Source organism: Acinetobacter sp. AS5 (assembly GCF_048957595.1).
Lineage (GTDB): Bacteria > Pseudomonadota > Gammaproteobacteria > Pseudomonadales > Moraxellaceae > Acinetobacter.
Genome location: NZ_JARDAL010000001.1, coordinates 202,992 through 218,460, shown reverse-complemented (window position 1 = coordinate 218,460; position 15,469 = coordinate 202,992). Strand labels below are relative to the sequence as shown.

General features: G+C 42.9%; 8 protein-coding genes and 2 pseudogenes. 4 read left to right on the top strand and 6 right to left on the bottom strand.

Annotation, left to right across the window (positions count from 1 at the left end; translation table 11 throughout):
- Positions 1-190: 190 nt before the first annotated feature.
- Positions 191-445, top strand: a pseudogene (locus tag PV763_RS01045) (endonuclease domain-containing protein); the annotation flags it as partial.
- Between the two features lie 93 nt (positions 446-538).
- On the opposite strand, the gene PV763_RS01040 reads toward PV763_RS01045, so the two are convergent.
- Positions 539-1,369, bottom strand: coding sequence for a TIGR02391 family protein (locus PV763_RS01040; protein WP_420937230.1), 831 nt, complete (start codon positions 1,367-1,369; stop codon positions 539-541).
- Between the two features lie 282 nt (positions 1,370-1,651).
- The gene (gene metH / locus PV763_RS01035; protein WP_420937229.1) at positions 1,652-5,338 is read right to left on the bottom strand and encodes a methionine synthase; all 3,687 of its coding nucleotides are present in this window, start codon (positions 5,336-5,338) and stop codon (positions 1,652-1,654) included.
- Positions 5,339-5,874: 536 nt separating this feature from the next.
- On the opposite strand from metH, the gene PV763_RS01030 reads away from it, so the two are divergent.
- A complete protein-coding gene (locus tag PV763_RS01030; protein WP_044111639.1) occupies positions 5,875-7,494 on the top strand; it encodes an inorganic phosphate transporter in 1,620 nt (539 codons plus the stop codon).
- A gap of 394 nt (positions 7,495-7,888) precedes the next feature.
- Here the strand turns inward: PV763_RS01030 and PV763_RS01025 are convergent, their stop codons facing one another.
- Both PV763_RS01025 and PV763_RS01020 read right to left on the bottom strand, forming a co-directional pair.
- Positions 7,889-9,430 carry a hypothetical protein gene (locus tag PV763_RS01025; RefSeq protein ID WP_420937228.1) on the bottom strand — a complete coding sequence of 514 codons (1,542 nt, stop codon included), beginning with the start codon at positions 9,428-9,430 and terminating at the stop codon, positions 7,889-7,891.
- 219 nt (positions 9,431-9,649) lie between these two features.
- Entirely contained in the window at positions 9,650-10,267 is a 618-nt protein-coding gene (locus PV763_RS01020; RefSeq protein WP_004646259.1) for a rhomboid family intramembrane serine protease, read from the bottom strand.
- 158 nt (positions 10,268-10,425) lie between these two features.
- On the opposite strand from PV763_RS01020, the gene nfuA reads away from it, so the two are divergent.
- Both nfuA and PV763_RS01010 read left to right on the top strand, forming a co-directional pair.
- Positions 10,426-11,064 carry a Fe-S biogenesis protein NfuA gene (nfuA, locus tag PV763_RS01015; RefSeq protein ID WP_004279400.1) on the top strand — a complete coding sequence of 213 codons (639 nt, stop codon included), beginning with the start codon at positions 10,426-10,428 and terminating at the stop codon, positions 11,062-11,064.
- A 193-nt stretch (positions 11,065-11,257) separates the two neighbouring features.
- Positions 11,258-13,357, top strand: a pseudogene (locus tag PV763_RS01010) (TonB-dependent receptor domain-containing protein).
- A gap of 41 nt (positions 13,358-13,398) precedes the next feature.
- On the opposite strand, the gene PV763_RS01005 reads toward PV763_RS01010, so the two are convergent.
- Together PV763_RS01005 and PV763_RS01000 are read right to left on the bottom strand one after the other, a co-directional pair.
- On the bottom strand, positions 13,399-14,400 hold the full coding sequence (locus PV763_RS01005) for a hypothetical protein (protein ID WP_420937227.1): 1,002 nt from the start codon (positions 14,398-14,400) through the stop codon (positions 13,399-13,401).
- A 14-nt stretch (positions 14,401-14,414) separates the two neighbouring features.
- Positions 14,415-15,452, bottom strand: a complete 1,038-nt coding sequence (locus PV763_RS01000; RefSeq protein ID WP_420937226.1) for an alpha/beta fold hydrolase — start codon at positions 15,450-15,452, stop codon at positions 14,415-14,417.
- Between the last annotated feature and the right edge of the window lie 17 nt (positions 15,453-15,469).

Genomic DNA, 15,469 nt, shown 5'->3' with positions numbered 1-15,469 from the left:
GAATATTCAATAGATGAACTCAATGAGATAGCCACAATGGCATTAGGTATCTCATAGATGTGTAGATACCTATGCCTAAAAGGAGAGGGAATGTCTATTCATAAATTTATGTCAGCATTTAAATAGTAATGAATGCTCCCTCTCCCATTGGGAGAGGGTCGGGGTGAGGGATTTTGTAAAGTAAATATGAGGTTTGCAGTTCTATCGGCAAAAGCCAATTTTAAATTACATCGTGAATTTTTACTGTCCTGCTGTGAATTTGGTGATTGAGTGCGATGGCAGTCAACACTTTACAAATGAAGGCTTAGAAGCGGATCGGGTCCGAGATGAAGCCTTGGCTCAACTCGGATTGAAAGTGCTTAGGTTTGATAACGGGCAGGTGATCGAACAGTTGGATAATGTGGTAGAAGTGATTTATCGATTTATTCAACAAGAATCTCCCTAAATCCCTCTTTGAGAAAGAGGGACTTCATGCGAATTTTATGATGGTTTTGGATTCGTGCTGTTCCTCCCTTTTCAAAAGGGAGGTTAGGAGGGATTATATTTGCCCTTCATACATTTTTTTAGCTTCAATTACTTTGTCTAATTTTCTATGAATTAAAGATACTGTTGATAATATATCTAAGGCATCTTGTTCATCTATACTCCATGTAATTTTGGGAGCATGGGCTGTAGTATTTCTAAATGTTCCAAATATGCCTTTGAGTAAATGCATAAAACCATTCTGTTCACTCTGATAGCTCGGTGTGGTTAAATTATTTAAGGCTAAATAAGGCACTTTATTTTTATACGAAAAAGCTTGATCAACTAATTCAGCTCCATCAGAAGTTAGATTCGTTTTAAGTCTGATTTTCTCAGCAATACTTTTAGTAGCTTCAAATACTGCATGAAAATAGTTATCTACAAGTAATTCTGCTTTGCAGAAAGTAAGTACATCAGGATGAATTTTTCTATCTAATAATGATTTTCTTAAATTTTGTGCTCGTGCTTCAGCCTCACTGAAAGTTTGAACTTTTTCAGCGTACTTGATTTCCCCACTTTCTGTTAATTCAAAACCTTCGAAAGATAAAGCAAAATTTAAATCATTTTTTATGTATTCAAACCACTCTTTCCTATTTATGTGTCTTGATGGGCGCATAACGTGCTTTATAAAAGCTAAAATATGATTTGAGCAACGGTCATTGTGTTGTTTGCTATTTAAAGCTTCGTATAGACGTTTCCATTTGGTGATATTCGGTTGAAGGTCAGGGATATGACATTCTGCTAGATATTTGCCTATCTCAGTTCCAGAAAGTCCATCATTCGTTTCACCGAGAATTTTACATATTGACTCTAAACTTCCTGAATCTAGAATTTTTATGATAGCCATTATTTAATGTTCAATTTTTAGTATTTATTCATTTTAAGTAATTGTTTTATTTATATCAATTAATCCCTCCCAATCTCCCTTTAAAAAGGGAGGAGTTGTCACGTAAATAATTTGATACGTGGAAGTCCCTCTTTAACCTAGCGACATATATGGCTCAGGATTTAGGGGGATTAAAAGATTAAAAACAAAAATCCCCTCGATTGAGGGGGATTTTTTATTCGATACGAATGGATTCTTCCCCCTTTATCAAAGGTGAGAAGCATCGCTTCGCAAGGAGGGGGATTACACCACAGAATCATCCAAATTCGGTGCTAACCAACGTTTCGCTTCATCTAACGTCCAACCTTTACGCTTCGCATAATCTTCCAACTGGTCGCCAGAGATTTTACCCACGTTAAAGTATTCAGTTTCAGGGTTTGCATAATAGAAACCGCTCACTGATGAAGGTGGCCACATCGCAAAGCTCGTCGTCAAGTACGTACCAATCTTGTCGGTTGTACCTAACCAATCAAAGAGTGGTGCTTTTTCAGAATGCTCAGGACAAGCAGGGTAGCCCGGTGCAGGACGAATACCGACATACTTCTCTTTGATCAATTCTTCATTTGAAAGCTGCTCATCTGCTTGGTAGCCCCAGAACTCTTTACGAATACGCTCATGTAAGTGCTCCGCAAATGCTTCTGCAAAACGGTCACCCAAGGCTTGAACCATAATTGCGTTATAGTCATCGCCTTTGGCTTTGTATTCTTGAGATAACTCTTCCGCACCGAAGATTGACACGGCAAAGCCACCCAAGTAATCCTGAGCTACATCTTTTGGCGCAATAAAGTCAGCCAGAGAGTAGTTTGCTTTGCCAGTGACTTTGTCAGACTGCTGACGTAAGTGTTCGAAGCTGTGCGTTATATTGCCTGATTCATCAGCAACGGCAACTGTATCTGCTGCTACACGGTTTGCAGGATAAATACTAAACGTCGCACGCGCATCGAAACGTTTATTCTCGATGATGTCTTTCAGCATTGCTTGCGCTTGTTCATACAAGTCACGCGCTGCTTCACCAACAACTTCATCTTCAAGGATTTTCGGGAATTTACCCGCCAAGCTCCATGAAATAAAGAACGGCGTCCAGTCAAAATATTCCACCAAAGCTTCAAGCGGATAATTTGTGAAAGTTTCTGAACCGATGAAGTTCGGCTTAACCGGTGCATTCTTGTCGAAGTCGATCTTGAAGCCGTTTTCAACCGATTCTTGATAAGACAATTTAGCCGCTTTCGGTTGCTTGTTCGCAAGACGGGTACGGATTTTTTCATAATCCGCTGCATAGTCAGCCAAAAGCTTAGGTTTCATCTCAGGAGAGAGCAACTGCGTGGCTACACCCACGGCACGCGAAGCATCCGCGGTATAAAGCACGCCATCATTATGATATTGCGGTGAGATTTTCACTGCGGTATGCGCTTTAGAAGTCGTTGCACCACCAATCATCAGTGGAATGTTAAAGCCTTTACGTTGCATTTCTTTGGCAACAAAGACCATTTCATCCAATGACGGCGTGATCAGACCAGACAAACCGATGATATCAACTTTTTCATCAATCGCAGTTTGCAGAATCTTCTCGCAAGGTACCATCACGCCAAGGTCAACGATGTCATAACCGTTACAGCCCAATACTACGCCAACGATGTTCTTACCGATGTCGTGTACATCGCCTTTCACCGTAGCCAGCAGGATTTTACCTTTGGCCTCAGCTTGAGTTTTCTCGGCTTCAATGAACGGGTTCAACCAAGCAACAGCCTGTTTCATTACACGTGCAGATTTCACCACTTGCGGCAAGAACATTTTACCGGCACCGAACAAGTCACCGACCACGTTCATACCGGCCATCAATGGACCTTCAATCACATCCAGTGGGCGTGTAGAGTTTAAACGCGCTTCTTCGGTATCCTGGTCAATATAAGTCGTGATGCCTTTTACCAATGCATATTCAAGACGTTTCTCAACAGACTCATTACGCCATTCCAGGTTTTCTTCGGCTTTTTGCGTACCACTTTGACCACGGTATTTTTCAGCAACAGCAAGCAGTTTTTCTGTCGCTTCCTGACCACTTTCACCTTGGTTCTGGTTTAAAACAACATCTTCAACGGCTTCTTTCAGTTCTTTATCGATGTCATCGTAAATCGCCATCTGACCGGCATTTACAATACCCATAGTCATGCCTTGCTGAATGGCATGGTACAGGAACACTGAGTGAATCGCTTCACGTACCGGTTCGTTACCACGGAACGAGAATGATACGTTCGACACACCACCAGAAATCATCGCATTTGGCAGGTTCTGTTTAATCCAGCCAGTCGCTTCAATAAAGTCCACGCCATAGTTGTTGTGTTCTTCAATACCGGTCGCAATCGCAAAGACGTTCGGGTCAAAGATAATATCTTCAGACGGGAAGCCCACTTCATTCACGAGAACATCATATGAACGCTTACAGATTTCTTTTTTGCGCGCAGCTGTATCGGCCTGACCATCTTCATCAAATGCCATCACGATAACCGCAGCACCATATTGACGGCAGAGGCGGGCACGTTCGACAAACTCGTCATGACCTTCTTTCAGGGAAATCGAGTTCACCACAGCTTTACCTTGCACACATTTCAGGCCCGCTTCGATAATCTCCCATTTAGAAGAATCCAGCATGATTGGCACGCGTGAAATATCCGGCTCAGAAGCAATCAGATTCAGGAAATGCACCATCGCACCTTGCGAATCGAGCATGCCTTCATCCATGTTGATGTCGATGACCTGCGCACCAGCTTCAACCTGTTGACGGGCAACATCAAGCGCTTCGGCGAAGTTTTCTTCACGAATCAGACGCAGGAATTTTTTCGAACCGGTGACGTTGGTACGTTCACCGACGTTCACGAACAGTGAATCTTTGGTGATGTTAAATGGCTCTAAACCACTTAAACGACACGCAGGCTCAATTTCAGGAATTTGACGAGGGGTAATGCCTGCAACAGCATTTGCAATCGCACGTATATGATCCGGCGTAGTACCACAGCAACCACCGGTAATATTAATTAAGCCGCTTTCTGCAAATTCTTTAATAAATGCTGCGGTTTCTTCCGGCGTTTCATCATAACCACCGAAGGCATTTGGCAAACCAGCGTTTGGATGCGCTGAAACAAAGGTATCAGCAACGTCAGACACGGTTTTCACGTGTGGACGCATCGCATCTGCACCTAGGGCACAGTTAAAGCCGATAGATAACGGCTCTGCATGACGCATTGAGTTCCAGAAGGCTTCAGCGGTTTGACCAGTCAATGTACGACCTGATGCATCCGTGATCGTACCTGAAATCATGATTGGCAGTTCATAGCCCAATTCTTTAAAGACTTCTTTCACCGCAAAGATCGCGGCCTTGGCATTCAAGGTATCGAACACAGTTTCGATCAGGATGATATCTGCACCACCTTCAATCAATGCTTTGGTTGATTCGATATAGTCAACTTTTAAAGCATCAAAGGTGATGTTACGGAACGCCGGGTCATTCACGTTTGGAGAAATAGATGTTGTGCGTGATGTTGGTCCGATCACACCGGCTACAAAACGCGGTTTTTCAGGCGTTGAATATTTGGCACAGGCTTCTTTGGCCAGACGCGCTGCTTCACGGTTAATTTCAGGAACCAGATCTTCCATGTGGTAATCCGACATTGAAACGCGGGTACCGTTAAAGGTGTTGGTTTCAATAATGTCGGCGCCAGCTTCCAAGTAAGCTTCATGAATGCCTTGAATGATCTGTGGCTGAGTCAGTACCAGCAAATCATTATTACCTTTGAGATCATAGGCCCAGTCAGCAAAACGCTCACCACGATAATCGGCTTCTTCCAGTTTATGGCGCTGGATCATGGTACCCATCGCACCATCGATAATTAAAATTCTTTTGGCAAGAAGTTCTTTTAAAGTGGTAAGTGTAGACATTCAAACTTTCTCAGCAGAAATCAAAAAAAACGATGCTAATCTTAGCAGATTAGTTGGCTGATTTCTGCTGGCATTGCTCAGAATGATGGATAAGCATGATATGAAAATTTGATAAGTCATCTAGATAAACAACAAGTTTTAAAATCCGGATCAGAAAATATTGCAATTTCGAATCTGATTCGATGTCTTTGAGGCAGTAAACAAAATCAAAAAATTAAGCTGATGCTTTCATTCATGAAATTGTCATATTGATGGCTTATGCTGTGTAACTGAAACTTTTACTCAGCTTGATGACAAGCAGGGTGTGAATCGTTTTAGTAGCAAATTATGTGCGGTTTTTAAGCTTAAATAAGCTGGAATCTTATCTTAAGTAAATGATTTATAAAATCAAAATCTAGTGTTTTAGTCGGAATTAAACAGGACGAATAGCAGCAAGAAAATCCAAATAATTGCTTCATATGACAGCAGTTTGTCATATAATTGTCACAATTTAACTGAACAATATGGGGATTCTTGAATCCTCTATTCCTGCTTGCATGAATCCTAATCAAACTCCCGTAGATTCAGCACACGGGTCGGCTTCCCAAAAGTCGACCAATGTTCATGTGCCAACACCGAAATTTTTTATGCCGGTGTTCCTGACTCTTATTATCACTACGCTGATTTATATCGGCTTCCAGTTGTCTGCAGATTTAGCGCATGTACCGGCCTTGGGCTTGTATTCAGTTATTTTGTTAGCGACGGCACTTTTTATTGCGTTGAGCTTTGAGTTCGTCAATGGCTTCCACGATACCGCCAATGCAGTTGCCACGGTCATTTATACCAATGCACTTTCAGCTCCTGTCGCAGTGATGTGGGCCGGCTTCTGTAACTTCCTTGGGGTTATGGTCGCCAGTGGTGCGGTCGCTTACGGTATTATTGCGTTATTGCCGGTCGAGCTGATCATGAATGTTGGCTCCGGAGCAGGCTTTGCCATGGTCTTTGCCATGCTGATCGCGGCTATTCTCTGGAATCTGGGAACCTGGTTCCTCGGTATTCCGGCATCCAGTTCACATACCCTGATCGGTTCGATTCTGGGTGTGGGCATCATGAACTATATTCTGAATGCCGGTACTGGCGCTTCAGGGATAGACATGGAGCAGGTAATGAAAGTCGGTAAGGCGCTGTTATTCTCGCCTTTAATCGGTTTTGCATTTGCTGCGATTGTGTTCCTGCTGGTGAAAAAAATCTTCAAGCGTCAACTGGAACTGTTCCAGCCACCTGAAGGTAACAAGCCACCACCACCATTGATTCGTGCCATGCTGATCTTTACCTGTACTGGGGTGAGCTTTGCCCATGGTTCAAATGACGGTCAAAAAGGTATGGGCCTGATCATGCTGATCCTGATCGGCTGTGTGCCTTTGGCGTACTCGCTGAACAAGAATCTGGATGCACAACATATTCAGTCTTTTGGTCAGTTATCTGCACAAACAGCGGATGTGATCTATCCAAATCATCAGGATATTCCGGATGAGCAAGCTCGTGATGTCATCACCAAGTACATTCAGACCAAGGAAATTACCCCTGAAGTCGTGCCTGCCTTGGCAAGCTTGACGGATCATCTGGGTGAAAAAGTTGGTAGCTATACCAGTATTAAGGATGTTCCTGAAGCTCAAGTTTCTGAATTCCGTAATGACATGTATCTGAGCACTACAGCATTTAAACGTCTGGATAAAGCAGAAGCTTTACCGGCAATGAGTGCTGCGCAGGAAAAAACAGTGGATGAATACCGTGACAATCTGGATTCATTCCTGCAATACATTCCGACCTGGGTGAAGGTGGCAACAGCCTTGGCACTTGGTCTGGGTACGATGGTCGGCTGGAAGCGTATTGTCGTGACGGTTGGTGAGCGTATTGGTAAACAGCATATGACTTATGGTCAGGGTATGTCTGCCGAGCTTGTTGCGATGTCGACCATTGCTGCAGCAGATGGTTTCGGTATGCCGGTATCAACCACCCATGTATTGAACTCTGCAGTAGCAGGTACCATGGTGGCGAACAAGTCCGGCTTGAACTTCCAAATGGTGAAAACCATTCTGTCTGCCTGGATCTTTACTTTACCAGCAACGATCTGTCTTTCAGGTGGTTTGTACTGGGTACTGTTAAAAGTGTTCTAAAAAGATGTGATGTAAAAAAACGCTGCTACGGCAGCGTTTTTTTATTGGATTTTTAAAGTCCTTTCCCTTTGGGAGAGGATTTAGGAGAGAGAAAATGCTTATGTGGGGCTTCTGTCATTTGCAAAAATGACCTCTGCCTAACCCTCACTTGCGCTTCGTTTTAAAAGCGGTGCTTTAAAACTTGCTCAGGAGAGGGAACTACATTAATTATTCAAATAGACAGTTTAAGTTAAATAGTATTCATTTTATTAAAAAACGTTTCTTTAGATGCTTAATACTAATTTGAATCCATTGGGGAAGCTCCCTCTCCCTTTGGGAGAGGGCTGGGGTGAGGGGATAAACATTAAATAAAAGTTTATCTAACGTAGAAGAAGTCTCGAAAGAAGGAAATAAATTACTTCTTTAACTTACTCAACAATCCCTTTGGTAACTTCTCCATCGTAAAACCATACAGCGCAGCAAAAGGCAATGCAGTACGCGCCAGATAAGCAACCCGCCACAAACCACCATGATTCGCACCATGCATCATTAACTCAAGCGGATGGTTAAGTTTTACTTCAGGATTGGCCACTGATTCTGGATTACGCAGATCATGAATCCATAGTGCTGCCATAATTGCATTGGTGGTTTCAGGCGCGAAAGCTTCAACATCAAACAGGCTGGCGCCATTGAACGCAGCTTTTAATAGCGGATTCTTGGTGACTGAATAAGTGGTCGTAGAAGGCGCAATATTGATGCTAACTCGTTGGCCTTGAGCACGCGCTAAGGTAGCACGCCATTGCTGGATACGTTTTGCCAGCGCGTAGTTTGGGCCTTGTTCAACGACCAGGCAGTCACAGATACCATAAGCCTGATCACCAGACTGAATCAGCTCATGGCCATTTTTCTGGAAAAAGTGTTGACGGCTTAAAGTCGAAACACCTTTGGAAATCAGGGTTTGTACCTTAGAGCGTTCCGCATATTTTTCTTTTGAGGCTTCGATCACTTCAGCTGGAACAGCATATACATCGGTCGGCGTACACATGTACATCAGGCTGGTATTGGCTTTGTGCTGGCTGACATGCTGCATAATGGCATCCATTGCCATCGAAACACGGACATGCTTTTCACCATCAAGATAAGCAATTGCAGCCAGATCCAGATCCTGTTCGAATTGTAATAACCATTTGGCAATTTCGGGAATCTGGGTCAGCAAATTTGCGCCCAATTTTTCTTTTAAAGTATCAAGTGAAGTGTCAGCAGGCAGGTCTTCAGTACATGGCGCATACAGTGTGGCATTGCCTTGGCTAATGGTATCGACAATCTTGCCCCAAACCCGGGTGTTCGGCAGATCAATCGCCACAATATTGGCTTTCCATTTCGCCAGCCAGGTCAAAGGGCCGGCTTCAGATGCTGCACCAAACAGCACAGTGGTCCGATCGGAAAGATCAAACCATTCAGGATGCACGACACATTCACGTAGGGCATTGGCATGACTGGTTTCCACGATGCCTTGGCTTTCCCAGCGCTCAATTTGCTCCAATAAGGCGTCACCTTGCAGTTTTTGACCGTGGTAGGGCACATACCATTCTGATGTCGATTTGCTATTACCTGTCAGCTTGACGGTATGCAACTGACCTGCGGGCAGAGTTAAAGCATCTTGCAATACATACTTTTGACCATCACGGTAAAATTCAAAAGTCTGATGAGCCTTTGCCAATCCATCTTCGGCAATTTTCAAGCTGGCTTCAGGGGAACTTAATCCTTGCTCGACCAGCTGCTTAAAATGCACAGTATACTGTTTGCGCCAGTTTTTTCCTGATTGTGCCTGTTGAGAACTGCGTGAATCGACATTGGCTAAGGCGGCTGCGATGATCGCGCGTCCTGCTTTGGAGCTACTCGGTTTTTGTTGCGGAGACTGAAGAGGAAATTGAAGACCGTCTGGTGTAATGGACATGCAAAATATCTCGTAATTGACAGTAATTAATATACAGATGTATACATTATCGCTGCAAAATTCACTCCAAGATTGGCATTAAGTGACATCATCACTTTCTAATATATTACGAGATGTTTCAAACAAATAAGAGAGCAGTAGCTCTCTTATCAATTTTTAGCAGAAATATAAGGCTTAACTCATATGTAGCTTTATTCCCTCAGTATTTAAAAAACCTAATTAAAACGGAACCTGCATCAGTTTATTCAGGAAATGCGGAATCAGGCGTGGTTCCAGAATAATCGTCATGACCACCCCGTAAGCCGCTCCCCATAAATGCGCGCTGTGATTAATATTGCTATTGCCTTTTTTGCCTGACCAGATGCTATAGGCCACATACAGCACAGCAAAAATAATTGCAGGAACCGGAATGAAAAACACAAAGATCAACTTCCAAGGTTCAAACAGAATATAGGCAAACAGTACAGCCGACACTGCACCGGAAGCGCCTAGACTGGCCCAGCGCGCATCATTTTTATGCTTTAGGTAACTTGGCAGAATCGCTGCGATCAGACCACCGAGGTAAAACAGGATAAAACCCAAGTCATACAGATATTGACGATAAAAGCTTTCAATCACGCTGCCAAAAAAGAACAGGGTAATCATATTGAACAAGAGATGCGCTCCATCCGCATGGATAAAGCCATGCGTAATAAAGCGATCATATTGTCCACGTTGCAGTGCCGGTGGCCAGAAAATCAGGCGATTCATCACCGTCTCTTTGGAGAAAGCAATAAATGACACAATACAGGTGATCAGAATAATGGTAACGGTATGATTAAAAGGTAAATCAAGCATATAAATGATTCTAATGGTGCCTATTTGCCAATTATCATGCCATTAAAATTGAGCTAAAGTTGTACTTTTATAATAAATCCGACAATTTTAGTTGATTTTTAAAAATTACCCCGCATCTTCAGTTAAAATGGCCGCTTGAGCTTGAGGAAATTATTGTTATGTCGACTGAGAACAGCAGCACTCCAGTTGTTGGTGAAATTCCCAACTTATTGATTACACCAACAGCACAAGAGTATTTAAAGGATCTACTGGATAAACAGAACACCCCGGGTATTGGTGTGCGTGTTTTTGTAGAGCATCCGGGTACTCCTCGCGCTGAATGTTGCATGGCCTATAGTGCACCTGATGAAGTTGTACCGACAGATTATAAGCAGGAATATCCTGATTTCCCTGCTTTTATCGACTCGCCATCTATTCCGTATTTACTCGATGCCGTGATTGACTACAACAAAGACCGTTTTGGTGGTCAGTTGACATTCCGTGCACCGAATTCCAAAGTACCACGTGTAGGTCCAGATGCATCGGTAGAAGAGCGTATTACCTATGTATTACAGTCTGAAATCAACCCGGGCCTGGCAGGTCATGGTGGTAACTGTGCACTGGTTGAAGTCAAAGAAGACCCTGAAAAAGGTTTAACCGCTGTACTTAAATTTGGTGGTGGTTGCCAGGGCTGTTCAGCGATTGATATCACTTTAAAACAAGGTGTTGAAACCACATTAAAACAACATGTACCAGAGTTAATGCATGTCGTTGATGAAACGGATCATAGTCAGTCTGAAGGTGCGTATATGAAATAAGCTGTTCTATATAACAGTTTATTTATCGCATTTTAAAAAACCTCGAAATTTCGAGGTTTTTTTATATCTGGCTTAAAAACCAGTGAATGTTAATGATAATAATTATCAATATTAATTGCATTCAATTGAAAAGATGTTACACTTCGCAACCGAATAAACATGATCTCTTCATAAATATTGGGGCGTACAAAGTATGAATAAGCCATTCTTAAAAACAACTTTAGCTTTTGCCGTATTCACAGCAATGACTGTTTCAGTACAAGCGCAGGACCAAGTTACTGAAGAAAAAGAAGGCGTAGTGCAATCTGAGACGACCAAGTTACAAACGATTGTGGTGACTGCGAGTGGGCAGGCGGTGGATGTTAAATCTGCCCCAGCTTCAATTAGTGTCATTACTGCCGAAGAAATTCAAAAACAACCCGTTTCAAGTCTGGCAGATATTTTAAAACGTGTACCTGGTGTAACAGGGGGACTTAGTTCAAATGGGGCTGGCTCAAAAATTCAATTACGTGGCATGCCTGAAAATTACACACTTATCTTAATTGATGGAAAACGTGTAGGTTCATCCAGAGATACCAACTATCGTGCAAACTTGGGTCATCAAGATCTAAACTGGGTTAGACCAGAAATGATTGAACGCATTGAGGTCGTACGTGGGCCAATGTCTTCTTTATATGGTTCTGATGCGATGGGTGGCGTGATCAATATCATTACCAAAAAAATCCCTTCAGAATGGGGAGGGTCTTTTACCTTAAATCATACTGTGCCGACTACATCTTCTGATTTGGGCCGAACGATACAATCAGGACTAGTCGGATATGGCCCTTTAACAGATACGCTCGGCATGCGTGCCACAGTCGGGATCACTGAACAGGAAGCAGATCAAGGCTATCAAATTTCTGATCGTAATATTCCTGGAATGGTGGGCAGTAAGGCAACAGGACAATCGGGTAGCCGTGATCAAAATGCGAATTTAAAATTTGATTATACGCCGAATGATATTCATAGCCTGTCTTTAGAACTGGGCTATGGGTTGCAGCAAGATAACCCGTCTACCACATCACAGGTGGTAGATGGCCAAGAACAGGCTGTATTATCTTGGGGTCCGTCAGAGTTAGAACACCGTTCAATTTCCTTGTCACATGATGCCAAGTTGGCTTTTGGTGATTCAAAAATTACTGCTTACTATAATGATTATGATCAAAGTCAGGTGACAGAGACGGGGCCGACCACACAAAAATCCAAGGAAAGCATTGTAGAGGGTAATCTCAATATTCCGTTTCAGTTAGGGGTTGAGCATATCGCTACAGTGGGAGGCCAGTGGAAATCAGAAGAGTTGATCAATACACGTAATATTGGGCTTTCTATTCCAAGTTATGATGGAAATGAATATGGTTCAGAGCTAGAAGGAGATACTTGGGCGCTGTTTATTGAAGATAAAATTATTTTTAATGATCAAGTACATTTAACACTGGGGAACCGTTTTGATCATCACGATAAATTTGGCACACATAATAGTCCCCGTGCTTATCTGGTGCTGCAACCAAATGAAGCCTTGACTGTCAAAGGGGGTGTTGCTCAGGGCTTTAGAGCACCTTCATTAAAAGAGAATACTGCAGGTGCCGCGACTCGTTCAGGGGGGAATGGATGTACATCACTTAAGCCTTTGGGTTATGTATCGGGCGGATGTTATATGGCTGGTAATGCAGACTTGCAGCCTGAAGAAAGTACTAACTATGAAATTGGATTTAATTTTGCTCAAAATGACTTTGATCTCGGTTTAACCTATTTCCACACAGATTTTAAAAATAAAATTGAATATCGTGCTTTAGGCGAAATTAATGGTGTCTGGTGGACACAATATCAAAATGCTGAAAAAGCGCGTGTACGAGGCTTGGAGGCAAGTGTAGCATTACCACTTTTAGATAGTTTGAGCTAGAAAACCAATGCAACCTATTATTTTGAGTCAAAAAATTTAGTGACAGGCAAAAATCTCTCAACGATTCCAGAGTTGTCAGTTTATAGTGCACTCAACTGGACGCCCACTGATCCACTTTCCTTGGAACTTGCAGCGCAATATACTGGTGAGCAATATACAGCAAGTGCTGAAGATACAGTGGTGATGCAAAAGCCACATACCGTATTTAATCTGTCTGCAAATTATGAAGTGAATGATCAAGTCACTGTTCGAGCCGGATTAAATAATTTATTTGATAAAAAACTGTCAAATGCTTCAAATGATTATTATCTGGATCGTCAGCAAGTATTTGCCGGATTAACCTATAATTTCTAATTTAAGCAGATAAAAAAGCCGCTATAAAGCGGCTTTTTTATCTAAATTTTAAGGATTTTTAAAGTATCTTCATGATAATAAAATTGTTCCAGATATTTGCGTGCACGTTCACGTAAATGACCCTGTGAAACCATCTGCTGGATTACCGGACTGAGCAGTTGCTGCAATTCATTCTGAATTAGCGCTTCATCAATATTCAAATCACGTAATAATTGATCAAAAGTATGTTCCTGATTGCGGACATACCAAGTATGAATTCCGTCATGCACTTGCTGCTGTAAATAGTCTGTCTGACGTATGTGATCCCAGATGTCATGACCTAAGCCGACCGTCTGATTCAGGTCCTGCAACTCAATATAATTCTTCAAGACAGATACTGGCATGTCCTTGATTTTATGCCAGAGATTGGCCTGAAAATGATAGAGTTTCTCGTCGTCAAAATGTTGGTTCAGCACATGCTCACTCATCTGGCTAAGCTTCAGAATGTTCTTTTGCAGATAACGTGCAATGGTGCTATCGAGGTTGGTATCGGTGACATTTTCCAGTACCGATTTGCCCATTTTCATAAAGCGGGAAACCCCGGGTACACTTTTGGCAATCATGGAGTTATCCAGATAATCCTGAATGGAATGCTGGATCAATTGGGTAATCATGGCTGAAAATGCCGGATTATTGACTACGGTTTTAATCAGACGCTGCCGATGGCCACTTTTGCTGGCCACATACTGGGCGATCTTGTCTACGGTCAGGACTGGGATCAGATCGGCAATTGTGGTGGAATCATTGGCCGGATGCACCAGGGCAAAACGGATATGTTCGGCAATCTGTTCAATCAGAAAGCTGCTGGCAGCAGTACCCAGAATCTGTTTTTGCAACAGCTGATTGATCAGTTCACAGTTCCACAGCTCTTTTAGAGTTTGTTTACGCAGCCACAAATAAAACGCATGAAACTCGCTTTGAATCGTTTCAGATTGAGAAAATGCCTGATCGAGAAAATCAAGTTGAGCATCGATCAACTGCTCAATCATCGGGTGTTTCTGCATAGCATCTCTGAAACTTAATTTAAAGGAATGAGTTTATCAGCAAGCGGGTTTTTTAGGGTCTGTGTCTTGGCCAGAAAAGGCAAATAATGTTGTGCGACCTGTTTTTCTGCTTCCAGAATCGGCATATGCCCGACATTATTTAGAATCACCGGTTTTTCGGCACGTTTCAGCAGGGCATGTAGTTCTTTGACCACTTCGACATTAATGATCCGATCCTGTCTGCCCCATAAAATCAAGGTTGGCGCTTCGACCGTGCGGGTCAGGCGGGCGAAGGTTTCCGGTGTATAAATCCGGTTTAGCATCACCACCTGATCAATTGATTTACTGGTTTGTTCAGCGCGTGAAATCAGCAGTTTTTCCTGTGCATGTCGCAACTGATAAGGAATCACTGGCGGGTTCTGCATCAGCTGTTTGGAAACATCTTGAAGATCACCGGGTTTGCTGACGATCAGATCTTTTAAGGCCTGTGGATCTTTGGTATAGGGCGTATTCCCCATTTTATACAGGCCAGCGCTATTGATTAAAAAAAGACTTTGCGTATCGAAAGGGTATTGCGAGGCATAGACTGTGGCAATCGAACCACCCAAGGAATGTCCAGCAATATGTAAATTCTCGTCCACATTTAAGGTTTCAATAAATAAACGTAGCTGAGAGGTCACATTGGGCACAGAAACATCAAAATTGTCCGGAACTTTGGTGTCGCCGTTGCTCGGCAGATCCGGAATAATGACATGATAATAGGGCGTCAGAAACTGCGCGACCCGGTTCCAGTTGTCACGGGTGCCGGCCAGACCATGAATCAGTAGAATGGATGGTTTGTTCTTGGCACCGCCTTCGCTATAGCTCCAGGTGACCTCGCCAATTTTGAGGGTCTTGGATTTGAGTCCGGCAAGATTACGTTCTTGCAACAGATGCTGCTGCAAGACTTTGGCAGAAGTTTCATTTTTCTGGCTAAACAGTATTTGAGCCTGTGTCAGGCCCGGTAATGCCATGCTTAAGGCAACCAAGGCTGAACAGATCATTTTCGAGCGCAATTTTATTATTTTCTTCATTGGCCATTCCCCAAAAC